The 25,180-nt window shown below is 55.6% G+C and carries 28 protein-coding genes, 1 tRNA gene and 1 pseudogene; 8 read left to right on the forward strand and 22 right to left on the reverse strand.

Annotated features, from left to right (window positions below):
- The first annotated feature begins 25 nt into the window (after nucleotides 1-25).
- Nucleotides 26-1,402 carry an outer membrane protein transport protein gene (locus P0119_14470; GenBank protein ID MDF0667263.1) on the forward strand — a complete coding sequence of 459 codons (1,377 nt, stop codon included), beginning with the start codon at nucleotides 26-28 and terminating at the stop codon, nucleotides 1,400-1,402.
- A 54-nt stretch (nucleotides 1,403-1,456) separates the two neighbouring features.
- Here the strand turns inward: P0119_14470 and P0119_14475 are convergent, their stop codons facing one another.
- The 5 genes and pseudogenes from P0119_14475 to P0119_14495 form a co-directional block, all read right to left on the reverse strand.
- Nucleotides 1,457-1,720: a transposase gene (locus P0119_14475; GenBank protein MDF0667264.1), complete on the reverse strand. Its 264-nt coding sequence runs from the start codon at nucleotides 1,718-1,720 to the stop codon at nucleotides 1,457-1,459.
- Nucleotides 1,721-1,807: 87 nt separating this feature from the next.
- Nucleotides 1,808-2,281, reverse strand: coding sequence for an IS630 family transposase (locus tag P0119_14480; protein ID MDF0667265.1), 474 nt, complete (start codon nucleotides 2,279-2,281; stop codon nucleotides 1,808-1,810).
- On the reverse strand, nucleotides 2,232-2,636 hold the full coding sequence (locus P0119_14485) for an IS630 transposase-related protein (protein MDF0667266.1): 405 nt from the start codon (nucleotides 2,634-2,636) through the stop codon (nucleotides 2,232-2,234). The genes P0119_14480 and P0119_14485 overlap by 50 nt, the downstream gene beginning before the upstream one ends.
- Nucleotides 2,637-2,706: 70 nt before the next feature.
- A pseudogene (locus tag P0119_14490) lies at nucleotides 2,707-2,894 on the reverse strand (IS5/IS1182 family transposase).
- A 416-nt stretch (nucleotides 2,895-3,310) separates the two neighbouring features.
- On the reverse strand, nucleotides 3,311-4,387 hold the full coding sequence (locus P0119_14495; GenBank protein MDF0667267.1) for a PHB depolymerase family esterase: 1,077 nt from the start codon (nucleotides 4,385-4,387) through the stop codon (nucleotides 3,311-3,313).
- Between the two features lie 1,274 nt (nucleotides 4,388-5,661).
- On the opposite strand from P0119_14495, the gene P0119_14500 reads away from it, so the two are divergent.
- The gene (locus tag P0119_14500) at nucleotides 5,662-6,435 is read left to right on the forward strand and encodes a DsbA family protein (protein MDF0667268.1); all 774 of its coding nucleotides are present in this window, start codon (nucleotides 5,662-5,664) and stop codon (nucleotides 6,433-6,435) included.
- A 175-nt stretch (nucleotides 6,436-6,610) separates the two neighbouring features.
- On the opposite strand, the gene P0119_14505 is transcribed toward P0119_14500, so the two are convergent.
- Together P0119_14505 and P0119_14510 are read right to left on the reverse strand one after the other, a co-directional pair.
- Nucleotides 6,611-7,180, reverse strand: coding sequence for a hypothetical protein (locus tag P0119_14505; protein ID MDF0667269.1), 570 nt, complete (start codon nucleotides 7,178-7,180; stop codon nucleotides 6,611-6,613).
- 60 nt (nucleotides 7,181-7,240) lie between these two features.
- Nucleotides 7,241-7,672 (reverse strand): hypothetical protein, encoded by a 432-nt coding sequence (locus tag P0119_14510; GenBank protein ID MDF0667270.1) that lies wholly within the window; start codon nucleotides 7,670-7,672, stop codon nucleotides 7,241-7,243.
- A 453-nt stretch (nucleotides 7,673-8,125) separates the two neighbouring features.
- On the opposite strand from P0119_14510, the gene P0119_14515 reads away from it, so the two are divergent.
- A complete protein-coding gene (locus P0119_14515; protein ID MDF0667271.1) occupies nucleotides 8,126-9,880 on the forward strand; it encodes a hypothetical protein in 1,755 nt (584 codons plus the stop codon).
- Between the two features lie 57 nt (nucleotides 9,881-9,937).
- On the opposite strand, the gene P0119_14520 is transcribed toward P0119_14515, so the two are convergent.
- Nucleotides 9,938-10,099 carry a hypothetical protein gene (locus tag P0119_14520; protein MDF0667272.1) on the reverse strand — a complete coding sequence of 54 codons (162 nt, stop codon included), beginning with the start codon at nucleotides 10,097-10,099 and terminating at the stop codon, nucleotides 9,938-9,940.
- Here P0119_14520 and P0119_14525 point away from each other — a divergent pair.
- Entirely contained in the window at nucleotides 10,086-10,469 is a 384-nt protein-coding gene (locus tag P0119_14525) for a hypothetical protein (GenBank protein MDF0667273.1), read from the forward strand. The genes P0119_14520 and P0119_14525 overlap by 14 nt on opposite strands.
- Before the next feature lie 45 nt (nucleotides 10,470-10,514).
- On the opposite strand, the gene alr is transcribed toward P0119_14525, so the two are convergent.
- From alr to P0119_14590, 13 genes are all read right to left on the reverse strand, one after another.
- Entirely contained in the window at nucleotides 10,515-11,648 is a 1,134-nt protein-coding gene (gene alr / locus P0119_14530) for an alanine racemase (GenBank protein MDF0667274.1), read from the reverse strand.
- A 29-nt stretch (nucleotides 11,649-11,677) separates the two neighbouring features.
- Nucleotides 11,678-12,241 (reverse strand): ribosome recycling factor, encoded by a 564-nt coding sequence (frr, locus tag P0119_14535; GenBank protein MDF0667275.1) that lies wholly within the window; start codon nucleotides 12,239-12,241, stop codon nucleotides 11,678-11,680.
- A gap of 19 nt (nucleotides 12,242-12,260) precedes the next feature.
- A complete protein-coding gene (pyrH, locus tag P0119_14540; protein MDF0667276.1) occupies nucleotides 12,261-12,986 on the reverse strand; it encodes a UMP kinase in 726 nt (241 codons plus the stop codon).
- Entirely contained in the window at nucleotides 12,983-13,582 is a 600-nt protein-coding gene (gene tsf / locus P0119_14545; GenBank protein ID MDF0667277.1) for a translation elongation factor Ts, read from the reverse strand. The genes pyrH and tsf overlap by 4 nt, the downstream gene beginning before the upstream one ends.
- Before the next feature lie 203 nt (nucleotides 13,583-13,785).
- On the reverse strand, nucleotides 13,786-14,013 hold the full coding sequence (locus P0119_14550) for a 30S ribosomal protein S2 (GenBank protein ID MDF0667278.1): 228 nt from the start codon (nucleotides 14,011-14,013) through the stop codon (nucleotides 13,786-13,788).
- Between the two features lie 103 nt (nucleotides 14,014-14,116).
- Complete coding sequence (gene rpsB, locus P0119_14555; GenBank protein MDF0667279.1) at nucleotides 14,117-14,419, reverse strand: 30S ribosomal protein S2; 303 nt, start codon at nucleotides 14,417-14,419, stop codon at nucleotides 14,117-14,119.
- Nucleotides 14,420-14,633: 214 nt separating this feature from the next.
- The gene (gene argJ, locus P0119_14560) at nucleotides 14,634-15,839 is read right to left on the reverse strand and encodes a bifunctional glutamate N-acetyltransferase/amino-acid acetyltransferase ArgJ (GenBank protein ID MDF0667280.1); all 1,206 of its coding nucleotides are present in this window, start codon (nucleotides 15,837-15,839) and stop codon (nucleotides 14,634-14,636) included.
- A 53-nt stretch (nucleotides 15,840-15,892) separates the two neighbouring features.
- Nucleotides 15,893-16,945, reverse strand: coding sequence for an N-acetyl-gamma-glutamyl-phosphate reductase (argC, locus tag P0119_14565; protein ID MDF0667281.1), 1,053 nt, complete (start codon nucleotides 16,943-16,945; stop codon nucleotides 15,893-15,895).
- A 103-nt stretch (nucleotides 16,946-17,048) separates the two neighbouring features.
- Nucleotides 17,049-17,441 carry a 30S ribosomal protein S9 gene (gene rpsI / locus P0119_14570; GenBank protein MDF0667282.1) on the reverse strand — a complete coding sequence of 131 codons (393 nt, stop codon included), beginning with the start codon at nucleotides 17,439-17,441 and terminating at the stop codon, nucleotides 17,049-17,051.
- Between the two features lie 33 nt (nucleotides 17,442-17,474).
- The gene (rplM, locus tag P0119_14575) at nucleotides 17,475-17,903 is read right to left on the reverse strand and encodes a 50S ribosomal protein L13 (GenBank protein ID MDF0667283.1); all 429 of its coding nucleotides are present in this window, start codon (nucleotides 17,901-17,903) and stop codon (nucleotides 17,475-17,477) included.
- A 42-nt stretch (nucleotides 17,904-17,945) separates the two neighbouring features.
- Complete coding sequence (locus tag P0119_14580) at nucleotides 17,946-18,434, reverse strand: bifunctional nuclease family protein (protein ID MDF0667284.1); 489 nt, start codon at nucleotides 18,432-18,434, stop codon at nucleotides 17,946-17,948.
- Nucleotides 18,435-18,453: 19 nt separating this feature from the next.
- On the reverse strand, nucleotides 18,454-18,909 hold the full coding sequence (locus tag P0119_14585) for a bifunctional nuclease family protein (protein ID MDF0667285.1): 456 nt from the start codon (nucleotides 18,907-18,909) through the stop codon (nucleotides 18,454-18,456).
- 160 nt (nucleotides 18,910-19,069) lie between these two features.
- Nucleotides 19,070-19,351, reverse strand: a complete 282-nt coding sequence (locus tag P0119_14590; GenBank protein MDF0667286.1) for a Fe(2+)-trafficking protein — start codon at nucleotides 19,349-19,351, stop codon at nucleotides 19,070-19,072.
- A 608-nt stretch (nucleotides 19,352-19,959) separates the two neighbouring features.
- Here P0119_14590 and P0119_14595 point away from each other — a divergent pair.
- On the forward strand, nucleotides 19,960-20,796 hold the full coding sequence (locus P0119_14595) for a CBS domain-containing protein (GenBank protein ID MDF0667287.1): 837 nt from the start codon (nucleotides 19,960-19,962) through the stop codon (nucleotides 20,794-20,796).
- A gap of 340 nt (nucleotides 20,797-21,136) precedes the next feature.
- On the forward strand, nucleotides 21,137-22,540 hold the full coding sequence (sthA, locus tag P0119_14600; protein ID MDF0667288.1) for a Si-specific NAD(P)(+) transhydrogenase: 1,404 nt from the start codon (nucleotides 21,137-21,139) through the stop codon (nucleotides 22,538-22,540).
- A gap of 604 nt (nucleotides 22,541-23,144) precedes the next feature.
- On the opposite strand, the gene P0119_14605 is transcribed toward sthA, so the two are convergent.
- Nucleotides 23,145-23,714, reverse strand: coding sequence for a 2OG-Fe(II) oxygenase (locus P0119_14605; protein MDF0667289.1), 570 nt, complete (start codon nucleotides 23,712-23,714; stop codon nucleotides 23,145-23,147).
- 303 nt (nucleotides 23,715-24,017) lie between these two features.
- Between P0119_14605 and P0119_14610 the strand changes: the two genes are divergently transcribed.
- Both P0119_14610 and P0119_14615 read left to right on the forward strand, forming a co-directional pair.
- Nucleotides 24,018-24,104: transfer RNA gene (locus P0119_14610), tRNA-Leu, on the forward strand.
- A gap of 279 nt (nucleotides 24,105-24,383) precedes the next feature.
- A complete protein-coding gene (locus P0119_14615; GenBank protein ID MDF0667290.1) occupies nucleotides 24,384-25,151 on the forward strand; it encodes a hypothetical protein in 768 nt (255 codons plus the stop codon).
- Nucleotides 25,152-25,180 lie beyond the last annotated feature (29 nt).

Here is a 25,180-nt window from a genome sequence, read left to right on the forward strand (position 1 = left end):
GCGACGGCACTCCTCTCGAAATGGCATGCAGGTTCCTGTGCGCTGGGGGCTCGCGTTTCTGACTCTGGTCCTTGTCTCTTACAGTTCGTCCTCTGTATCGGCTCAAGTCCCCCGCGTCTACGGACAGGGATCGGCCGCGTCCGGGATGGGCAATGCCTTCGCCGCACAAGCAGACGATCCTTCAGCTCTTCATTACAACCCAGCTGGGATGGCGCAGCTTCGGGGAGTGCAAACGATGGCCGGCTTAACCTTCGTTGGAGGGACCACCGGCTTTACAAGTCAAACCGGGATCTCGGTCACGGGGGACCATAATGGCGCCTTCGCATGGCCTGGTCCAGGCCATGCCTATATTACAGCGAATCTCCAAGGCCTTGGCGTTTCCCTGCTCGATAAACTGACGGTAGGGGTCGGGGTGACCACCCCATTTGGCTCAGTGTTGAGGTGGCCCGATGACGGTCCCTTTCGGACCGTGACCACATTTACCGCATTGCCCTTGTTCGACATCAAGCCCACCTTTGCATATCAGCTGCTCCCAAACCTCTCAATCGGTGTGGGAGCGGATATCTATACCTTCGCGAGTTTCTTCGGGGAAGGGCAGGCAGAACGGCAGTTGATCTCGCCAGGCGGGTTGGCGCCCGCTGAAAGCCAACTCGAGGTTAGCGGAAAAGGCACAGCTCCTGGATTCAACGTAGGAGCATTGTATACGGCACTCCGAAATGGCGAGGGGCAACCGGTAGCGAATGTCGCCGTGGTCTACAGAAGCCAAGCGACACTCCACCTGGACGGGGCCTTGTTGGTCAACGGTGTGAAGGCCCAAGATGCGACGACGACGTTGGTATTGCCTCAGGTGATTACAGGTGGAATCGCGCTATGGCCGGTTCGGAACATAGAACGGGAGTGGAAAGCCGAATTGAACGTGGACTATGTGGGTTGGAACTCGGTCCAAAATCTGGATATCCATCTGGCAAGCGGAACCGTCATTCCGCAGCCGCAAAATTGGACGGACACCTACGCTATTTTGATCGGGACGGAGTATCGATGGCTGAAGATCGAGCGGCTGCCTGGCTGGGAAATCGCGCTACGCGGCGGCTATACCTACCAGCAAGCGCAGGTATCGGACCTCAATTTCAGTCCCGGAGTTCCATCGGCCGATCTACATGTTATGTCAACCGGCGTTGGCTTGCACTGCCGGAGAAATGGATCATTCTTGGGCCTGATCCCCTGTGGCAGTTTGGGCGTCGGTTCGGCAAAAGCAAGATTGGTCGGCCTGGACTTGTCGTACCAGACGTTCTTCTATGAGCCGCGAACGATTTCCGGAAATACCGGGTCTCGTGCCGTGGTGAATGGACTCTACGATACCACCCTGTACGCGGGCGCATTGTCGGTCCGAGTCAGTTTCTGATTGGGGTCTTCGACAGTGATTTTCGCACACATGCCCTAACACTAGGGCGTCTCCTCAATTGAGCCAGATGACGGCAGCGGCGAGATGGATGGCGCCAAGAAAGTTTCTGGCGGTTTTATCGTAGCGGGTCGCAATGGCGCGGAACTGCTTGAGTCTGGCGAAGAAGTTCTCAATCAGATGCCGTGCTTTGTAGATCTCTTGATCGTAGGCGCGTGGGACCGTTCTGTTGGCTTTCGGCGGGATCGCGATGATCTTGCCGGCTGTGCGCAGCGGCTCGATCACTCGCTCATCGGCATCAAACGCCTTGTCGGCAATAATGGTGTCTGCGGCCAGACCAGGGAGCAGCGCATCGGCTCCGTCCAGATCATGCGCCTGTCCCGGCGTGAGATATAGCTAAGCCCATAGTTATGAATAGGCCTTCACGATCTGATCGAGGGTAGCGGTTTCATGGTATTCCCTGCGTTTCTTGAGGGCAGCGAAGTCCTGTTCGATCGGGTTAAAGTCGGGAGAGTACGGCGGCAGGAACAGCAGCGTGGCGCCGGTGGCCTCGATGAGCGCCGCCGTCTCCGACGATGTGTGAAAGGCCGCGTTGTCCATGATCACGAGGTGCTGGGCATTGAGACGCGGGCACAGCCTCGTCTTGAGCCAGGTGTTGAAGACCACCGTATCGCACGTCCCCTCAAACAGCAGTGGTTCTTCGAATCGCCCATCCATACGGGCCGCAATCAGCGAGGTCCGTGGCCGGCGCTGCCCGGAGACCAGGCCGTCCACGCGGTGACCCTTCGGTGCGTACCCATACCGCCGCGCCGTCGACGACGCAAACCCGCATTCATCGATATGGACGGGTCGTTTGCCACGGCGAAAGAACCGCTCGCGCAGGCGCAGGAATTGTTTCCGTTGCTGCGGATCGCGCTCCTGGTACCCGATCCTTTTTTTTATGGGTCAACGCCAGTTTGTGGAGTGCGTTCCAGATGCAATGCCGGGACACCTGGAAATGCCGTGCTCGCTCCGCTTGTGTCCGATCGGGATGGACTTCCACATGACGACGCAAGGCGTCCCAATCCAGTTTGTGGGGTCGTTGTGGGCCGGGACGCTTGTATGCTAGGCCGCCGGGCTTGAGCCAGCGGTAGACGCTGGCCTCGCCCACCTTGAATCGCCGAGCCGCCTCGGCCTTGCTGCCACCACTCCGGACAAAATCCACGACCCGTTGGCGCAAATCTGATGAGCATCTCATGCCCCATGATCGCAAAGTCCACCGTCAATGTCCATCAGTAATTGAGGGCTTGGCTATAAACGCTCGTCGGGTTGCCCAACGCATCGCAGGTGGCGTGGATTTTGGTGGTCAGTCCGCCCTTGCTACGCCCGATGGCTTCCCGGTCGCGGACGTCTTGGGTTGCTTGCCCACCTTTTCCCGCGCCCCTGCCGCATGCTGATGCGCGCGCACGATGGTGGAGTCGATCATGGCGTATTCGTTGTCGGCATCGGCAGCCAGCTGTGTCAACACCGCTGTGGTCAAGCAGTATGTCATCCAGGTTTACATTGAAGTCAGCGACGTGAGCACTGACAAGCTGCGTACCCGCAGGTTTTGGAGCGTTTGGCGCCTTGAAGAAGATTTGCCGAGTATCCTGCTGACCACCATGGCCATTCACATTTAGTTTAAAGAGTGGGCCACCATCAACGGTTATGAGGCTGTTAAATGGCCCGGCGGCGCTCGTGCTGACCAGTGCATCATTGTTCCCTGTGATGTGTAAGAATATGCCTGTCATGTTGATGTGGCCGTTGTTACGAATCCGGACTCGAAACGAGTGGACCTCATTTACGTTGACCGCTCCTGCCGTGGCAGGTGGCACGGCAGCGACGTCTACAATGGACAAATCTACAGCTGTCCTACCGAATACGATTTCCGCCCTAACGGGGATGCTGCACGAAGAACGGCCAGACCCGATCGGGAAGATTGAAATTCAAAGGCGGATTGTTCGTGCCATTGGGATACTCGTGGACGACATCGTCAAGAAAAGTGAAGACCACCTCGTTCCCATCGATGTTGCCGGCTTGTGGAGTCTGCGCGCGTAGCTCTGTCCAGTGGACGTTGGTCACGGTGGTGACGGGCGTGGCTTCGAGATTGAAGGAATCAAGAGTGACCAAAATTCGGCTCTTTATTTGCGGAATCCTGTCGAGAGCCGAGGGATTCAATGGTAGCTCGGTTATCGGAGTCCTTCCCAAAGCGACCAAATAAGCGTTGATTCCCGCCAGTGCGTTATCGTCCCGCGTACCAAGAGAAAAATACGCGGAAAGATTACGATGCCCGACCAGCGTTTCATGCACCTCACCCAAACCTGACGTATGGCAGGCGACCGCCGCGATAAGATGCGACAGCTCAACACCGAGACGCGCACACATCGCACCACCGCTCGAGAAGCCTGCTACATACATGCGCCTGGGATCGGTCGCGAGCTGTTGGAGGACGTCATCCCCGATTTGACGAATAAACTTCACATCATCCGCCGGCCAAGACGACGTCGCGGGATAGCCCGCCGGCCGCCTATTTGGATCATAATCAACCGGAAGCCCATAATTGTTCCAGCGGGTGGAGAAGCGCTGGTGTTCCAGGACAAAATGTTCCACCGCCGTTGGAAAAATTGCGGCAAAGCCTTCCTGGGTCGCCTTTTCACGCCAACCTGACATATTCAGGAACTGTTCGCCCGTGCCGCTCCCGCCGTGGAGCATGAAGACCGCTGGGCGGTTCGCGGGCACGCCGGCGAGCGGCACCCACACCACGTATCGGCGGGTATAGCCGTCTACCTCCATCAACCTACAGTTCACGCCCGGCACATAGGCAATACCGGCGACACCGACGCTATCGCAGTGAATGCCAAACGGCGCAACGGAGTGATTCGCATGAGCCCACGACATGTGCCCGAACAGCGCAGCTATCATCAGCACAATGCCCACGAAATACCGGAAGAGATGAGTGCTCACTTCCATCGACGATCGTTCGAGAACCAGTGGTCGAGTCTCGTTAGCACGAAATATCAAGCCACCGACAGTATGGTTGTGTTTGAACGACAATCGTTGCCTTTTCATAACATGCTCCTTTGATTATTCGGGACAACGGTTATTCTAAGGGTCAGTATTTTGTGTGTGCTCGCCATTTCCGCGTTACTCCACTCTTATAGGATTGCACAGGCTAGCCGCGTACCCCGGTACATTTAAACCATCGATCTTTGGAAGAATTTACCGCTGTTCATCTACCTGCATCGGACAGGATTGCTGTTTCTCGACCTGAGCGACATACATGCGACTGTGTCAGCAAGTCACGTGCCGGAACGACTACGTAGAAGTCTTTCCTACTCTTATTCAAAAGATACGAATGGGTGTATCTGTCCGGAAGAGAAATCAGGGATGGGGAAACGTATCTAAATAGATAGGACCAGTATCGAAAGAGATACGAGGTCAGGCGCGGGCCACTTCTTACGAGGAGAGGGATGGAACAGCCGCCACCGTCGGATCGGGTCAGAAACCTGATTCTCTTAGAGGGACAGGCACTCTCGAACGGGTACGACCTCTTTTGCAGAAGCGAGTCAGCGCGGAGTAGAGCCGAGTACAAGTGACTTATGCTTATCTCAAACCCTGCACTGGAAGTGGCGTTTCGTGCTGGATGGCTGAGGCCGACTCAAGCTATTCCAGGCATGGATTTGAACCTGGCAATTTCGGATGCCAACGTCCATGTCCTATAGCTAGGAGTAGGCTCTATCTGCAAGAAGCCAGGGAGGATTGATTAGGTTTCGTCTCATGGGTGTATCTGTTGTGATACCGTCAGTTATCCTTTCCGATACACTCTTCTCGCCTGAATTCTTTCTAGAATAACTACGCACATTCGTATCGTCTGAATAAAGCTAGGATCACGGCTAAGTAATTGTTCTGGCATATGCCTTGCCGTCTCGCTGACGTGTATGGCGTTCGGATCACGAAGCAGCAATTGCGTTCGGTATGACAGAACAGAAATTCGGATTGCGAGCACCTTAATAAGGAGAGAACCGGTTCGTCCAGTCACCCTCATTTGGACAGGGATATTCTCTGTCACAAACGAAAGGAGATTCATGATGCACACAGACAAATCGAGATCGCGGTCGGCGGTCTATTCAGGTGGCGCTCTGAATGCGAGTAATGGTGATGGGTGTCAGGATTTGAGAAAAAATAGCAATGGCTCAATATCTCCTCAATTATCACGTCGCATCTCCAACGTAAGCACAAGGATCGTGACAGCGTCGCAGGCTCTGGTGAAGCTGACCCTGGCGGCCTTGGTCTCGTGTGCTGCCTTGGTCTCCTCACCGACCTTCGGGCAGTCCACGGCCCCGGCGGCCGACCCCGCATGGCGGCAATCGGTCGAACAAGTGATCGAGTCGTACATTCGATCACATCCCGAAATGATTCAGCAGACGCTTCAGGCGTTGGACGCAAAACGTCAAGAAAAAGAAGAAGCGAGTGTGAAACAGGTGATCGTCGCGCATCAGAGCGAATTGCTGCACGATCCGGCATCGCCGGTAAGCGGCGATCCGGCCGGTGACGTCACAGTGATCGAGTTCTTCGATTATCGCTGCGGATTCTGCAAACGAGCCGCCGGGTCCGTCACGCAATTGCAGAAAGACGACGCGCGAGTGCGCATTGTCTATAAGGATTTCCCTATCTTAGGAGATGCCTCCGTACAAGTGGCGAAAGCGGCGTTAGCGTCACGGGCGCAAGGCCGTCATCAAGCGTTTCATGAAGCCCTCCTCGCGGCGAAAGGCGATCTGTCGAAAGAGCATGTGCTTCAGATCGCGAGGGACGTGGGCTTGGATGCTAAGAAATTGGAGGTGGACATGGAGCAACCTCAATGGCTCACGATCATTGAACGTAACCGTGAACTGGCCAATGATTTGCGCGTCACGGGCACCCCGGCGTTCGTCGTGGGTAACGAGTTGGTTCCCGGCGCCATAGACCTGGCGGCCCTCAAGGCTCTCGTCGCACGAGCCCGCACGCGAGCATCGCACTGAGCGTGAACGGCTAGTGACCGTGGTGTAATGAGCGCCGGCTGCCATGGCAATCTAGCAAACGAGCAACTCAATTGAATAACTCTAAGCTTGAGCAAAGGAGGACGATATGTTTATCCGCAGACTCTTCATCATTGTTCTTGGTGCTTTCTCCCTTGGTTTTTTTGCAGCGCCGGCCTTAGCCTATTCCATCAAGAAATGCGATGCGAGTGCCGAGCACGATGTCATAGGGGCTGCCGACTATATCGACCGGCGGCTTCAACGAATCGCAGACGAATTCACGCATCTTAGCAACGACAACCGCGACGAGTTTGTCCGGAAATGGCCGCGCATCAATATCGTCTGCCAGGATGAAGGGCCGAAAGGGAAGTCGCGCGAATGCTTGAACGCGCAAACCCTCAACGGTCTGGCCCATGATGGGGTGGGGAATCGGGTTAACATTTGCTACTACAATCACGTCGATCGTGGGGAGAAACTCTGCGACCTGATCGGTAGTATCGTCCATGAGGCTGGCCATGCGAACGGGTTCCCAATACTTGAGAACCACAACAATCCGACGCCCTTTGTCTTTGGCAACGATCCCGTCTACGTGATGCAAAAGCAGGCACAGGCGTTCTGCGAGGCAGATAAGACCTTCACGAATACGCTGCTCGTCGGACGCAGCGATCTCGCACTTGGTGCCGCGTGTCAAGTCGACGACCAATGCCGCACCGGACGCTGCCTCGGCGGCACCTGCCAATGCGACCAAGACGGCGACTGCCCAACAGGTCAAAGCTGCTTCAAACCGGCGGTTGGAAAGAATTTCTGCTCAAGGACCGACTTGGCGATCGGCGCTGCGTGCACGCGGGAGTCTGAGTGCCGCTCGGATCATTGCGAGAGCGGCCGGTGCGTCTGCCGCCGTGACGGCGATTGTCCAACGGGCCAAGTCTGCCGCACGCCGATCACGGGGCCAAATCGCTGCGAGGCTGGCACTGACGGTACCCTGGCACTTGGCGCTGCCTGCCAGAAAGACAATCAGTGCAAGTCCGGCCAATGCGAAGGAGACCGGTGCGTCTGCCGCAGCGACAGCGACTGCTCCACCGGGCAGAGTTGCTTTACTCCGATAACTGGACAAAACTTTTGCCAGAGCACGACCTTGGGGCTCGGGGCTGCCTGCAACCGCGACAGCCAGTGTCGCACCGATAAGTGTCAGGGCGGCGCATGCCGCTGCAATAAGGACAGCGATTGTTCGGGTGACCAAAAATGTAAGAAGCCACTGATCGGAAACAATCACTGTGAGTAACGGAAAAGATCGGCGCCGTAAGCGAAAGGGGCCAACTCATTAACGGTGTCGATGCCTAACCAGGCGGTTGAGAGGGATGCCGCAGAAAACGCGGCACCCCTCAGCTTGGTTTGCTAGGCATACCGTCTGTCACAGAATCGTAAGGAGGGAGAAAGCATGAGCGCACAAATGATTGTCCACTTGCGGTCGATACGGCATCACGCAGGCATTACAGTACTTATGGCTTTTGCAATATTTGCAGTGAGTCCGTGTACCACCTCGGCCGAGGCTGTGCCCGTGACTGTGATTGTGAATCCGAATGGGACCTTCACACCGAATCCGGTCAACATTGTAGCAGGCCAATCGATTCAGTGGGTGGGTCTGTCCAGAACCGATTCAATTGTCTAAATCGGCGACGTAAGGCGATTCCCCATGGCTGATCCGTGTGGAATCAAGGGCAATGATTTGGACCACGCATTCGCGGCGACTGATCCCAACGAGTTCACCGGACCGAGTCGTCAAGGGGTGTCGGGGATCTTCGCGCTGGGTCCAAATGAACCGGGCTTTGTCCAAAATCGGTCAACGGAGACATGCCTCTGCGAGAAGCAGAAATTGGACGAGCTGTGCGTTCCCTTGCTGGTCGACTCACTGGACGGAAACTCGTACAAACTCTGCCCACGGGAAGGAGGAATCATACAGACACTCGATACGACCTGGACCAATCCGGACATCACTAGCGTCACCATCCGCATCAACTGGAGCGACATTCAGATCGAAAACCACGGCAGGATCGTGTTCCATTGGGATGATCTCGACAGAGAAATGAATAAGGCGGTCGCAAACGGGAAGCTCTTCACTCTCGACGTGCGGGCCGGAAAGGTCGGCACTCCACTCTGGATCTTCAACGACTATGATCCACCAGGTCCGGTCACTCCGCTCAGCTTTAAGGACTTCGGCAGCGACGGATCACCGCCGCCCCATTGCGGATTCGACCTTATCATCGGCTCGCCCACGCACGTCAACTACCGGGATCTCTACGTCGCAATGATCACTGCACTGGCAGACCACGTTGCGAGCGACTCACGTTGGTTTCAAGCATTGGCCCACGTGAAGATCTCAGGGGCCAATTTTCTTTCCTCTGAAGCGCGCCTGCCGAAGAGATGCCTTGACGAGGGCGGCGATGGCGTTCTCGACACCATCGAAGGGGATGATTGTTGGTGTAATTCGAAGATATGGGCTACCGAGGGCAACTATACGCCCAACGGACTGTACGAATACTACCGGGTCATCGGCAATACGATGTACAACGCCTTCTTTCAGAGGAAGTCGATGGGTTACCAATTAATTCAAGACGGGTTTCCACGGGTCGAGAGCCCCACCAACTTCCAAGGAGATTCTCTGCGGGATCAGCGGGGCAATAATCTGCTCAAATCGCCCGGAGTGACCTTGGATGATCTCGGCCCCTTCATACAGACCAAGACGATTCTCCAGGAGGGACGAGAAGGGCGTTTCATTGACCCCTTCCTGAAGCTAAACGATCTCGCGGCTGGAAAGCTTTTCGTGCCCCAACACAGCGGTCTCCATCGTTTGCCCGAGGATGACGATCCGGTGAACGGCAACTGCACGCAGTCTGTGGCTGTCCATCCTGTAACCCAACAGGCGCTCTTCCCTATTCCAGTCGGCACCAACGGCGATGGAGCACCCGGCTGTCCCAATAGATGGGCCGTAAACGAAGGAACGCTCTTCTCACAGATCATGGGATTCCAAACTGACAACCCTGAGGGGATCACCTCATCGGCGGACGTCGAGTCGGCCCTCTGGAATCTGACCATCAACTCCAATGGAGTCTTCATCGAGCTGTATGAGCAGCGCCTGTGGGAGATCTATCATTCACGCGGTACCGGCGCAGCGGCTGCTGTGCTTGACCCCACGCCAATGGTCCTGCCGGAGGACCACCCGGCGCATTTTTCCAAAAACCTCTTCACCTGGTCAGAGGAACTCCACGGCAGGAGGAAGACGTTGGTAGATTCGACCAATCTGCACCTTGGCGACCCTTTTCCGGCATTCTATACTTACACGTTTGCAAAGGCGATCACCGCACCAGAGACCTACTATTACATCAACCCTTCCGAATGCTCGATGACCATAGAGCCGAACCGCGTGGGCCAGATCACAGTTGCTCCGTAAATTGTTCAAGACAATAGAGAAGGAAGTCATGAGCCTGTTCTGAAAATGCCACCACTCTTAGGCCGGAGGCTCAAGGATCACACGATGGCCCAAGGGCTCCAACTGCTTGACGCGCCGGCGTGTGGCGTGCTCCCGATCCCGCTGCTCAAGATACGTGGCTCCCAACTCCTGATACGGGACGTGGTCCTTTAGCAGATGATAGGTGATGACCAATGCCATTCTGATCGGGATGAAGATCGAGCGGCTGCCTGGCTGGGAAATCGCGCTACGCGGCGGCTATACCTACCAGCAAGCGCAGGTATCGGACCTCAATTTCAGTCCCGGAGTTCCATCGGCCGATCTACATGTTATGTCAACCGGCGTTGGCTTGCACTGCCGGAGAAATGGATCATTCTTGGGCCTGATTCCCTGTGGCAGTTTGGGCGTCGGTTCGGCAAAAGCAAGATTGGTCGGCCTGGACTTGTCGTACCAGACGTTCTTCTATGAGCCGCGAACGATTTCCGGAAATACCGGGTCTCGTGCCGTGGTGAATGGACTCTACGATACCACCCTGTACGCAGGCGCGTTGTCGGTCCGAGTCAGTTTCTAGTCCCTCGGTTTGCTCCAGTCCCTGCGGAGGTTGTGCGGGAGTGGATTAGGATGAGAGGTAGAGTCTGGGAATCTGCGGACTGATAGCACAGAGAACTTCGTAGGAGATCGTCCCGGTCCACTCGGCCATGTCGTGGGCTGTGATTTGCTCCTGCTCTTGTTGTCCGATCAACATGACTTCGTCACCGACGGCAACGCCCGGTATCGGGGTGACATCCACCATCATCATGTCCATGCACACCAATCCTGCGATGGGAGCTCGCCGTCCCCGGATGAGAACATAGCCTCGATTCGAGAGGTGCCGGCTCAACCCGCCTGCATAACCGATCGGGAGAACGGCAATCCGCGTGAGGCACTTTGCGGTGAAGGTGCGATTGTAACTGACGGTTTCACCAGGTTGGATGGTTCGGAGCTGAGCGATAGAGGTCTTCAGTGAGAGGACCGGTCTCAGGTCCGGAGTCTCAACCGTGTCGGGAAGGGTGTGGTAGCCGTACAACATGATGCCGGGCCGCACGAGGGAAAAGTGGGTTGACCGGAAGCGAACCGCTCCACCGCTATTGGACACATGAACGAGAGGAACCAGAAACCCGCCTTCCAGAACGACTTTCAGGGCTTTATTGAAGCGACTGAGTTGTTCTTCGGTTGCGCTAGGGTCTTTTCCATCCGCATCGGCCAGATGGGTCATGAGCCCTTCCAGTCGAAGCGAGGGAGGAAACTTTGATGAACGGATGAGTGCCATCAGCTCATTCCGTGTCAGGCCAAGTCGACCCATGCCGGTCTCGATTTTGAGGTGGATCGAGTGGGAGATCTCGCGCGAGGCCGCAGCCTGTCCCAGCGTAGTGAGCACGGCAGGGTCACTCACCACCGGAGTGAGGTGATGTGCAAAAAGATCACCGAATTGTTCTTGGAAGACCGGTCCGAGAACGACGATCGGCACAGTGATGCCGGCTTGGCGAAGTGCGACCCCTTCTTCCGTCGAGAAGACGGCAAGGCGAGTCACACCATGCCGTATCAGTGTCCGTGACGTTTCGATCGCGCCATGACCGTAGGCGTTGGCTTTGACGACCGCCATAACGTCGCACCCAGGGGACAGAATCCGACGAAATTGGGAGAGATTATGTGCCAGCGCTGTCAGATCTATGGTGGCAACGGTCGGGAAGAATGTCGGCGTACTCGGCACGCGCAGAAGGAAAAATCAGGAAGTCGGACTCAGACCTCCATGATTTCCTGTTCCTTTTTCTTGATCACGTCATCGATCTTCTGCCCATATTGCTCGATCAGCTTCTGGGTCTCTTGCTCGGCCTTGCGCAGTTCGTCTTCGGTGAGCTTGGCATCTTTTTGGAGTTTCTTTAACTCTTCATTCGCGTCTCGCCGAAAACCTCGAATCTGGACCTTCGTCTCCTCTCCATGCTTTTTGCAGATCTTGGTCAACTCCTTCCGGCGCTCTTCCGTCAGCGGCGGAAGCGGGACTCGGATCACTTTACCATCGTTTGAAGGCGTCACCCCCAACCCTGAAGTGGAGATGGCTTTCTCGATTTCTTTGATCAGTTTCGGTTCCCAAGGTTGAATGATGATGAGTCGTGCTTCGGGGGTGGAGACATTTGCGATCTGTTTGAGCGGAGTCATGGTTCCATAATAGTCGACACGGATGCCGTCGAGCAGCGCGGCGGATGCCCTCCCGGTTCGGAGACCGGACAGATCCTTTCGCAAGTGGTCGAGAGACTGATCCATGTGGGTGATGAACGCCTGCCGAACCGGGGCTGCGTTGGACATGAGACACCTCGTGATGGGATCAGTGATCGCCGAGCGTAACCAGGGTGCCGATCGGCTCGCCTAATGCCACGCGTTTAAAGTTGCCCTTGACTTTCAGGTTGAATACGATGAGCGGTAATTTATTGTCCATACAAAGGCTGATCGCCGTGGAATCCATCACCGTGAGCTTTTGGTTGAGGATGGACAGAAATGAGATCCGCTCGTACTTCTTCGCCGACGGATTGGTGACCGGATCGGCATCGTAGATGCCGTCGACTTTCGTTCCTTTCATGATCACTTGAGCACTGATCTCCATCGCCCGCAGGACGGCGGCCGTATCGGTTGAGAAATAAGGATTACCCGTGCCGGCGGCAAATAGGACCACGCGGCTCTTTTCAAGGTGGCGGATTGCCCTCCGACGGATGTATCCCTCTGCGAGCTGACGCATTTCGATGGCAGATTGAATGCGGGTCATAATTCCGATCCGCTCGAGTGCGTTCTGGAGCGCCAGCGCATTGAGCACCGTCGCCAGCATCCCCATGTAATCAGCCGAGGCCCGTTCCATACCGGATGCACTTGCTGCAATTCCACGAAAAATATTGCCTCCCCCGATGACGATCGCCACTTCAACGTCAAGGGCGACGACGGAAGCAATTTCCTCCGCGAGGTTTTCCAAAACGGATGGCTGGATGCCGTAACCCTGCTCACCGGCCAACATCTCCCCACTGACTTTCAGAAGGAGGCGTCGGTATTTGGCAGAGCTCATGCTTCGCCTAACTGATAGCGAGTGAATCGGCGGATGTTCATGTTTTCGCCGATCTTAGCGATCTTCTGAGCGAGTAGATCTTTGATGGTGACGGCCGGGTCTTTGATGAATGACTGTTCCAACAGGCAGCTTTCCTGGTAGAACTTTTCAAGCTTGCCTTCGACGATCTTCGGCCATGCAGTGGGAGGCTTGCCCATTTCCTTGGCCTGCCCTTCGTAGATCGTTTTCTCTTTCTCGGCAACATCAGCCGGAACATCTTCGCGCTTCACGAATGACGGCTTTGCGGCCGCCACCTGAAGGGCCAGATCGTTGACGAAGGCTCTGAATTCCTCATTTCGCGCGACGAAGTCGGTTTCGCAGTTGACTTCGATCAAGACCCCGATCTTGCCGCCCATATGAATGTAGGAATGAATCAGCCCTTGGTTGGTTTCGCGCCCGGCCTTCTTGGCCGCCGCCGCCGCGAGGCCTTTTTGCCGCAGATAGTCGACGGCTTTGTCGACGTCGTTCCCGTTTTCGTTGAGCGCCTTCTGACAATCCAGAATGCCGGCGCCTGTTTTTTCCCGAAGCTCTTTTACGAGCTGACTGGATCCTGCCATGATTCGTTCTGTTCCTTCGCTTGGTCGATGATGAGAATGAGCCGTTGATGGATCAATCGTGTTAATTTACGAAACCGGAACGCTTTCCACGCGCATGGGCTGGTTCTTTTCGCCGCCGGCTGGAGTTGCTTGAAACTCCGCTTCTTCCCGCTGGGCTTTCACATGCGCGCCCTCGATACAGGCATCGGCGATTTTGGAGGTAATCAGTTTGATCGAACGAATGGCGTCGTCATTTCCCGGAATCGGGTAGGCGATGTCGTCCGGGTCGCAGTTGCTGTCTGGATGGCGATCACCGGGATATCAAGTCGCTTCGCTTCCTGGACGGCAATCTTCTCGACTCTTGTATCCAACACAAAGACCGCACCAGGAAGGCTGCGCATGTTCTTAATACCGGACAGGTATTTTTGGAGCTTGGCGATATCCTTCTGCATGAGAAGGACTTCTTTCTTTTGAGACCATGCTCGCTGGGATTCAGGAGCGTCGTTTCCATCTTTTTCATCTTATCGATGCTGCGGCGAATGGTTTGAAAGTTGGTCAACATCCCCCCAGCCAACGCTGGTTGACGAAAAACATGTTGGCGCGCTTGGCTTCTTCTTCGAGGATTTCCGCCGCCTGCCGCTTCGTGCCGACGAACAAGACGGAGTCTCCGGCTGCAACAAGGTCTCGGACGAAGGCATAGGTCTGCTCCATCCTCGCGACGGTTTGCTGAAGATCGATGATATAGATGCCGCTGCGTTCACCGAATAAAAACTTCTTCATCTTGGGATTCCAGCGGTTGGTCTGGTGCCCGAAATGAACGCCGGCTTCCAACAATTCCTTGATCACCACCACTCCCATGCCTTCACCTCCCTTCAAGCTTGCAGAGCACCCACACACCGGGTGAGGGAATTGCTTCCCTTATTCTCAAGCCGCGCAGCGTATCAACGCTGATAGAGATTTTATTCAATGGGGCCGTTCTCTCTTTGTGTCGGAAACGAACCCCTGCCGAACCCAGACCGGGGACGCTACCATAGTCCCGTCGAGGTTTCAAGCTGCCCGCAGTCTTTTTGAACTAGGATCGATAGCTCGCGTTAATGCGAACATAGTCATACGAGAGGTCTGTCGTCCACATGTGGGCATGGGCGTGACCCTGCCCAAGCTGAACCGTGATCGTAAACTCCTTTTGTTTGAAGACGGACGCGATTTTCTGTTCCGCTTCCGGTCCCATTCCTACCCCTCGCCGCACCATGACAATGTCATCGAATCGCACCGTGATCTGAGCTGGGTCGATCGCAACACCCGATCGCCCGATGGCAGCCATGACTCTGCCCCAATTGGCATCCTCTCCAAACAACGCCGTCTTGACCAGATTTGATGTTGCAATGGTGTCGGCCACTCGTTTGGCCGCTGCCGTCGTGGCGGCTTCTTGCACCCGAATCGCGACGACCTTGGTGACCCCTTCTCCATCGCGGCAAATCATGAGAGCCAATTCCTGTGCTGCATCAGTCAAGAGCCGCTCGAACTCGCGAACTGCCTTGGTGCCTTGTTGAATAGGTCGGTTCTTGGCCAGGCCATTAGCGAGACAGAGAACCGTGTCGTTCGTGCTGGTATCACCGTCCACCGTAATGCAATTGAAGGATTGATCGACTGCCGATTTCAACGCCGACTGGAGGGCAGCTGGAGCAATCGCTGCATCCGTCGTCAGATAGGCAAGCATGGTGGCCATATTCGGGTGGATCATGCCCGAACCCTTGGCCATACCGCCGATGGTGATGACCCGACCGCCGATCTTCGCTCGTCTCGCGACGGTTTTAGGCCGCAAGTCCGTGGTTAAAATCGCTTGAGCTGCTTGATCGCCTCCTGGGATGCTGAGACGCGCGATCAGGGTCGGGACGGCTGCGGTGATGCGATCAATCGGCAGGACACGACCAATCACACCGGTCGAACCCACGAATACTTGGTGCACGGGAAGGGAAAGCTGTTCCGCCACGGCCCTAGCCATTGCTTTCGCCGCCACCAGCCCTTGTTCACCCGTGCAGGCATTGGCATTCCCACTGTTGACAATGATAGCTCGCCCTCGGCGAGACCGAAGATGGTGTCGATCCAGGAGTACCGGTGCGGCGACAACGCGATTCTTCGTGAAAACCCCGGCGATCGGTCCGCTTGCGTCGGACAGGCAGAGGGCCAAATCGAGCAGATCCGGTTTTTTGATCCCGCAATGGATTCCGGCGGCTTGAAACCCCAGCGGTGCAGTGATGCCGACGTGTCTTGGTTTCATAACGAGTTCTCGAGTGGTGTGACGGTTGAGTACGCGATCCTCGAGGGGATTGGTTAGGGATAACTGCCCGGTGCGGTAAGGCCGGTGTCCTCGGGAATGCCGAGCATCAAATTCATGGCTTGAATGGCCTGACCAGCGGCTCCCTTGACGAGATTGTCGACCGCCGCCACGGTGACGACCCATCCGGTGCGCGAATCCACATACACGCCGATGTCGCAATAGTTTGTGCCTTTGATGTAACGCGGATTGGGAACGATGTCCTCGTAGAGCCGGACGAAGCGTTCACCTGCGTAGAACTCTCGGTACAAGTCTCGAAGGTCAGAAAGCTGCATGGGTTGCGTCAGTTTACAATACGCCGTACTCAGGATACCGCGATTCATCGGTACAAGATGAGGTGTGAATGTCACGGTCACGGAGGCGACGTTGTCCATGAGTTCGGCAAGTTCCTGTTCGATTTCAGGAGTATGGCGATGTTGACCGATCTTGTAGGGCTCCAGGGATTCATGCGCTTCTGGAAAATGGTAGGCCAGGGCAGGACTCCGTCCCGCTCCTGACACGCCGGACTTCGCGTCAATCACAATCGTCTCCGGCCGCGCGAATCTTTTAGCGAAGAGGGGCGCCAACTGTAGGATCGCGGCAGTGGGATAACAGCCAGGCGAAGCAACCAGTCTCGACTTGGCAATCGCGGTCCGATGGAGTTCCGGCAAACCGTACACCGCGTCTTGGAGCAAATGGGGGTGGCCATGCGGAGCGTGATACCACTTCTCATAGATGCCGACGTCTTTCAGTCGATAATCTGCGCTCAGGTCGACGACGGGTTTGCCTGCCTTGAGACAGGCTGCAACGGGGTCCTGTGATTTTGTATGAGGCAGTGCGAGAAAAATGGCATCCGCCCGCTCCGTCAGGGCTTCCGGCGTCAAGGCTTCAAATTGATGGTCGACAATTCCCTTGAAACTCGGAAACACGGATGAGACCGACTGACCCGCTGATTTTTCAGACGTTACGGCGGTGATGGCAAAATAGGGATGGGCCGCAGCGAGCCGAACAAGTTCCGCGCCGGCATATCCGCTGGCTCCGGCAATGGCGATTCGAAATTTCTTACTCACGGGTGAATAGTTCTCTCCTCGCCGACAGTCGGTTCACCTGAAAAAGACACAAAAAAGGGAAGGCATGGAGCCTTCCCTTTTTCTGGATCGTCGGCCCCTGCGCCTAGCGCTTGGAGTATTGGAACCGCTTGCGCGCGCCCTTCTGTCCGTACTTTTTTCGCTCCTTCACGCGCGAGTCACGAGTGAGTAACCCCTCTTTTTTCAGGGGACTGCGGGTGGCAGGGGTTATCGCGACAAGCGCCCGCGCAATGGCATGGCGGAGAGCGCCAGCTTGTCCGGTCGGGCCGCCCCCATAGACGGTCGCGCTGATCGAGTATTTGCCCATCAGGCCGGCCATCTCGAGGGGTAGCTGGATAATTTGCCGCAGGGTGAGACGAGGGAACGCCTTCTCCAACGGCTTCTCGTTCACGATAATATCGCCCTCGGTGCCTGTGACCCAGGCCCGTGCCACTGCGCACTTTCTCCGCCCCGTTGCGTATTGTGTCACCACTGCCATGCGGCTTGTCTCCTTCTGTTTGAGGACATGTCTCTAGAGAGAAATAGGTTCAGGACGTTGAGCCTGATGCGGATGGTTGGGTCCGACATAAACGCGGAGCTTACGCGCCATCCCATTGCCGAGCGGGGTTTTCGGAAGCATGCCCTTGATCGCTCTTGTCAAGAGCTGCGTAGGGTCTTTTCGAAATACGTGTGCGGCGGAGGCGGTTTTCAACCCTCCTGGATACCCAGAATGGCGCCGGTACAGTTTGGTTTCCATCTTGTCGCCGGTCAATTGAATCTTTTCCGCATTCACGATGACCACATGGTCACCCAGATCGACATTCGGTGTGAATGTCGGGCGATGTTTTCCCCGTAAGACGCCGGCCACTCGTGCCGCCAATCGGCCCAGGGTTTTCCCCTCGGCGTTCACCAGATGCCAGGTTTCTTTCACATGAGTCGGATTCGCGAAGTACGTCGTCATCTTTCTCTCCACAGTTGCAATGCTGTCGGCATTTGACACGCGTTAGACTTCTTGGGCACCGATATTCTTTGTTTCCAGCTTGGACAACCACGCGTCCAGATTCTGACCGCTACGTCGTCGCCAAACATCCTGAGTGACATAGATCGGCGCGTGACATCGAAGGGCCAGCGCGATGGCGTCACTCGGTCGAGCGTCAATGGTGCGTATGACTCCTTTGTTTTCAAGGAAGACGGTCGCATAGTAGGTGCTGCTCTTGACGTCGGTGAGGACCACTCGTTCCATCTTGATACCGAGATGTTCGCCGAAACTCTTGATCAGATCGTGGCTCATCGGCCGTGGTGTGGTCGATGTGTCTAGGGCACGCCTGATTGCTTCACCCTCCGACGCTCCCACCCATACCATGAAATGGTCTGACGCGCCATCGGTTCGTGCCAGCACGACGATCCTGGTATCCGTCGTCGAGTCTTCTACGACTCGATTGACCGTAAGACGTATCAACGGTTCGCTCGTTTGGGGCGTCTGCGCGTCCATGCAACGATCAACAAATTCGTCAGGTGTCCAATTTCCCGAAGTCCTCTGGCTTCAGGTTTTCCAGCCACTGATCGAGTTCCTCTGAGCTCTGCTTTCGAATCACGGACTCACTCGCAAAAATCGGGGCCTCGCTCCGGAGCGCGAGAGCAATGGCGTCGCTGGGACGGGAATCGACGGTGTACTCTGAGTCTGCATAGGTCAAATGGACTTTGGCGAAATAGGTATGTTCATGCAGGTCTGTGATCACCACACTAATGACCTTGGCGTTGTACGCATCCAAGTAAGACTTCATGAAGTCGTGGGTCATGGGACGGGGGGGGGCGACATTCTCGATCGCCAGGCTGATCGAACTGGCTTCCGATTTCCCGACCCAGATCGGTAACATTTCTGATTGATCATCGTCTCGGAGTATGACGATATACGCATTGTTGTAGGGGTCAAACATGAGCCCCTTGACCTGCATCTGCGTGATCATCTTCGAACCGAATCCTCTCTCTTTCCTCATTAAAAGTGATGAGAATGGCAGAGCATGACACTCTTACCACTTTCGGATTTCCGATGTCAACGAACTCTGCGACAATCCAAGGGAAAACGTGAAGCTCAGTGGCTACAACGCTTCCGGAAGAAACGCGCGATCAGCTGGTCTGAGGACGATAGTTTTCGGCAACCTTCGACGAATCCACCTGTTCCCCTAGCTTCAAAAATGCTTTCATCTGCTTGCGAACGAGTTCACGTCCGCTCTCATCGCCGAGATTGACCTGATATTCATTGATGACCATCACCCGCATGCCTTCCCACTTTTTCCAGCAGTCGAGGCAGACCTTGCTCTTTACCTCCGACTCAAGCCTGCCGAGAAACAAGGGAGCCGTGATCGCTTCTCCCGTTTGCCCGCATGTCACACAGGAAACCTCTGCCATATCTGCGCACTCCTTTTTCGTGCCACATAAGGTTAAATCATCAAGGCTGAGATCCAACTTCTCTCGTATTGGCCGGCATTCTAACAGAGATGTTCCGATGAAGAAAAGGCCAGGATTTCCTCCAAACAGGTGGAGCCACCTCGTAATATCTGAAGCAGACGGCGGACTGCAGGTCGACAGGAGCCGCATGACCCTGTCAACTTGTGATTCCCCGCAGCACGCTACGGGGAATCACAAGTGCAAGGGTTGCGACGCCTGTCGGAGTCTTTGCCTCCTCGAAAGGGAGCAGACCTTCGCCTCAGATGCCGTTCAAGATCCGCTTCTTGGAAAAGTGATTTTTGGACAAGGGTAGTTCGAAACTCTTTTCAGGACGGCACGACCAGGAATGAATGGAGCGAGTTTGTCGGCAGGGCGTGGGTTTCAATGAGGACTCCGACGTTGGTAGCCCAACCAACCAAGTTCCTGAATTCATGCAGCCAGATCCTGTGTGTGGCGACGCCATCAGGTATAGTGTTTGTGAGAGCTTCGAGGCCAAGGGGCCCGGACTATCTGGACTATATTATATAGTGTACGGAAGGGCGATCTGTTCCCAGGAACACGGAGTTGCGATGCGCGAATCTAGAGGTGGAGCGGTCAAGGACTTTATGCATCGCAACCTGGAGATGGTTCCACAAGAGACGACGGTCGTGCTGGCGGCCGAGCGGATGGGTGCTCGGCGTATCGGCTGCGTGTTGGTGGAGTCCGGCGATCCCGAACGAGGACTGATAGGGATTGTGACGGAGACGGATTTGGTGCGGAAAGTGCTTGCGAAGGGAGTGGATCAGGCGGTCACGGCGGTGGATCGTGTGATGAGCCGCCCACCGTTGACGATCGCGGCAGAAGGCTCCATGTTGGATGCCAGCCATGTGATGGAAGGCAACCAGGTCCGTCACCTCTGCGTGGTGGAGGGAGAGGAGATCGTCGGGGTTGTTTCAGTACGGGATTTGGTGCGATCGTTTGTGGATGCGGAGAGCAATCCCGTCATCGATCTCGACGGGGTATACCGGCCGCTTGGCGTCCTGATGGCGACCCCGGCCGCTACGATCGGCACAGAAGAGTCCATTTTTGCGGCTGCTGTGCGAATGAGCGAGAAGCGCATCGGGTCATTGCTGACGATTGAGGCCGGCGAGCTCGTCGGCGTCGTGACCGAGAGCGACCTGGTCCGAAAAGGGCTCGCCTCCAACCAGGATGCAGGCAAAACCCGTGTTAGTGCCGTGATGAGCTCCCCTCTGCTGAGCATTGATGTCAATCGTACGATTCGCGATGCCAGTCAAGTCATGACCGAACGGGGTGTGCGTCACTTGGCCGTCAGTGAGAACGACAAGATTGTCGGAGTGCTTTCCATACGGGACTTAGTGAAAATGGTGTCGGTCCGGGACCGCCCTGGGTTTTTCGGCTATGCGTAGGTCGAGAGCGAGGAAGGAAGAACGTGACATCCTACGTTTGTGCAGAGGTTAGGTCTATGCTGAGGCAATGCGGTAGGGACGCACGGGGGTGAGTGTGGCTCGACACTGTTCGGCAATCGGGAAATGGTTTCTGACACCTGTTGTTATCTCCAAACAATCCTTGAACTTACCCAACAGCCGGACATGGAAGAAGCCTTCGGGTCCATCCGTCTCGTGGAGACGGAAAGCTAAGGTGAAACAGATTAGGACAAGAGTTAAGGGTAATGATAATGTTGTGCCTGGATCAGGAGCTTCCATTTTCCCTGAACCTCAACCTTAGCCTCAGGTCCTCGGAGCACTCATGGCACACTACGACTTACTCGTTATCGGCACGGGACCGGCCGGCCAAAAGGCCGCAGTGCAGGCAGCCAAAATCGGCAAGAAGGTGGGTTTGATCGAGAAGAAGGAAGTCGTCGGAGGCGTCTGCATCAACACCGGCACGATTCCGAGTAAAGCCCTGCGCGAAGCCGTGCTCTATTTTTCCGGAATTCCACAGCGCAGCATCTATGGTACCCCGTACCGATTCAAGGAAACGGTTAGGATCGAAGAACTCGTCCGCCACGTCAACTACGTCATTGCGAGCGAGATCCAGATCGTGTACGATCAGATGGCTCGGAATCGGGTCGATATGATTTTCGGATCAGCCAGTTTTCTCGATCCACACCGTCTCCGTGTCCAACACCGGAGCGGCCCGAGCGAACATACGGCGGATTTCATTGTCGTCGCCGTCGGCACAGAACCAAGCCGTCCGCCCGAGATCCCATTCGACGACACCTCTATCATCGATACGGACGGGCTCCTGACCTTCAAACGCCTTCCCTCTTCGATCGTGATCGTCGGAGGGGGTGTCATTGGCACAGAGTACGCCTCCATGCTCGCGGCACTGGGAATTCCCACCACCCTCATCGACAAAGCACCTCGTCTGTTGGAGTTTGCCGATGCTGAGATCATCGACCGACTCCAGCGACAGATGAAAGATTTCGGTGTCACCCTGTATCACGACGAAGAAGTCCTCGCGATCAAGAAAGCGCCGGATAATTCCATCCATGTCGATTTGCAACACGCCGAGCCGATCCAAACATCCACGCTTATGTATGCGATCGGCCGGGTCGGCGCGACAAAAGGGCTCAACCTGGAAGCGGCGGGATTGAAACCGGACAATCGGGGTCGCCTGAGAGTGAACGAACACTTTCAGACCGCAGTCCCGCATATCTATGGGGCCGGTGACGTCATCGGCTTTCCGGCCCTGGCCTCGACTTCAATGCAGCAAGGCCGTCATGCCTCCAGCAATGCCTTCGGCCTTCCGAATCATACCGACAATTCGTTGTTACCCTACGGCATTTACTCCATTCCTCAAATCTCCATGGTGGGACGGAACGAGGAAGAACTCACTCGTGCCGGGGTTCCCTACGCAGTGGGCATCGCTCGCTATAAAGAAATCGCCCGTGGACTGCTGATGGGCGACGAAACGGGCATGCTCAAGCTCTTGTTTCACCGGCAGACCTACGAATTGCTCGGCGTCCATATCATCGGAGAGGGGGCTACTGAGCTGATCCACATCGGTCAGGCCATCATGGCTCATCGCAGTCGAATTCACTATTTCATCGACACAGTCTTCAATTACCCGACTCTGGCAGAATGTTACAAAGTCGCCGCACTGGACGGCATCAATCGCTTACCGCGTCCCTGGGCTCCAGACCGGTAAGAAGCTGACTTGTCTTCGCATTGAGATGGCATCGAGAGGCAGCAGAAGTTTCTCGTTCAGAGTCTCTCAAATAACTATGCGGTCAGCACCTGTTCGGCCTGGTGAATCTTGCGGAAGATCTCTTCCTCGTTTCGGTCAGCTCAAGCGACTGGTTTCCCTCACATCCTGCCGACCTTCGGGCCTGGATCGGCAAATGGCAAAGGGGTGGGGAGCCTGTGTGCTACGAACGTCGGCATCTTGGTAAAAATGGACGCGATGTTTTACCCGCGATGAGGGGAGGTCCCTCGAAGTTTGCTTGCAGACGCAGACTTCAACCTACCGCAGGCGGCAGCGATCAAGGGTCGTTCTCGTGAGCGTCGTCGGACAAGACGGAGCAGGACTCCGTCACGTACGAATCCAGAACACGAACGCAAGTGAACCGCCGGATGATCTGTCGAAAGAACGAACGCGACGCCAAGTGAAAAGTGGGGGTCGGATACCTTTGAATGATCCTATGGGAACGCCAGGGGGTCTGCGTGAGGAGGGCGATCATCAATTAGGTATGAACAAGTCGTCGTGCGGCATTTTCAGACTGTCCCCCACACACCAAGTCCAACGGTCCAGCCTATAACTTGTACATGACATCGGTCCGAAGTACATATTTCTCCCCACTCTGCACAACAGCCCCTTCGTGCCAGATGGAGTGGAGGAAGACCAACGCCGCCCCTGTCCTTGGCTTCACACTCAAATAGGGACATCGTTGAGCGGCCTGGTCCATGTCTGCGAAGAATCGTGTTTCTCCGCCCGTCATGTCGTCGTTCAGATAAATCAAGAACGTCACTTCGCTTTGCTCGTAGGTTTCCAGCGACAGGTACGATCCGTCCCGATGGGCATGGAAGGTTTGTCCGGGACGATAGCGGTAGAAGCGCCAACGTTCGTTGAACCGGACCAGGTGTTGGCGTTCGACGACCTGAGGAAGCCATGGGAGCGCGCGTTGAAATAATTTGTCTGACAAGGGTTTGTCATCGAGTAAGACGCGCTCATTGTTTCTGATTCCCTCAGCCACTACACCTCCGACGGTGCCGGTCTCGTAGGTGAGATTTTCGCTCCGACGGATCAGTGCAGCGCACTCATCGCTCGACAGAAAGTTGTGCAGGACAAACACCCTATTGGAATCCAACTCTTCCGTAGTCATGACTGGTTCCAGTGATTTGCGCAACGGATGCGGCGTGGTGGCCGCCGCTCACAACCGTACCGCAGTTTGTCGAATCGTCAAATGGGCTCCGGTCGTCCTGGCTAGGGCGAAAAATAGTCGCGCATATGTTCATTCTTCATCCATTGCTCCAATGGACGGGCCGGAGAATGTCACGTACAGAGCCATTTCATTCCTGTCAGAAATCTGTTCCCAATAATATGCAGTGGAGACGGGACAGTTGCCGATTGACCCTCTAGCGGCGGCATGTTAGAAACACAGCTGCTGTGCCCGCGCGGTGGATGTGCCCGGATGGCGGAACTGGCAGACGCGCCGGACTCAAAATCCGGTTCTCGCGAGAGAGTGGGAGTTCGACCCTCCCTCCGGGCACCAGATGAGCGTCGAGCTGATTGATTGCTGGTCGAACAATGCCAACGTGTCTTGATGAAGCGGTGTTGATTTGTGAGCGTCCCACTCGGTGATTCGGCTACCCACTTGACAGCGCCGCGTTATTGGCCTACCTTCTCTCATATTTCTCAATGGTGTACGTATTGATTTCTTCCTGCTTAGATTAAGAAGCAATGGAACGCTCAATAATAATAATAAAGATCGATCGATTTCTTTCTCTGGGACTATCCGTCTCGTCCACCTACTTTTTTAAGGAGGCAGCACATGCGTAAAGCGTTGGCACTAGGGGCCGCACTGCTTTGTGTCGGCTCTATGAATATTGCAGTGGCTCAAGAGCGACTACAGCAATCTTCTGGCGGGTCCGCAATGGGTGTGGGAACCGGGGTTGGCGATGTGTCTGGAAGTGCCAATCGGGTCCAGACCTTTGATCGCAGTGCGTTCCTTGATCGCCTCTCTCTTCCCGAGACGATTTATGGCCGTGTCTTGGCGATAGATTTTCCTGCGGGCAAGATGCATCTGGAAACCGGGGGAAGCTCTCACGACGAAGGTCGTGCGGGAACCGGAGCGATGAGCTCGCTGACTGTCTACTTCGACGAAAGAACCAACCTGGATCAGTTTAGGGCGTTGAACAACGGCGATGATATTGCGCTCCAAGTGGTTGAGGCGACTTCGCCCAATCAACCCTATGGCACAGGCCGCAAGATTGTTCGCGAGGTGTACTTGCTGCGAGGCAACGAGAAACTCGCCGGATTTGGCGGCCTAGGGCAGCGACCGAATCCCTCGACCGAGCGGGCTATCGAAACAACCAGCACCACCACGACAGGTGGGGTGGCGGGATCTGTGTTGCCTGGCAAGATTACCGGAACGGTGGATACCACCATCGGCGAATACACCGGTACAGCTCCCTGTTGGAATTGCGAACCTCAGCCGGGTTGGGGCTATCAAACCGTGGCTCCGGAGACGAAGATGCCGAACAAATCGGATTACGGAACCGACGCGTCTAAGCCGAACCTGGTAAAGGGATTCAATTAAGACGCTCTGGAGTTCGGGTTTTTGAAAGG

This window comes from Nitrospira sp., from assembly GCA_029194665.1.
In the GTDB taxonomy this organism is placed as follows: domain Bacteria; phylum Nitrospirota; class Nitrospiria; order Nitrospirales; family Nitrospiraceae; genus Nitrospira_D.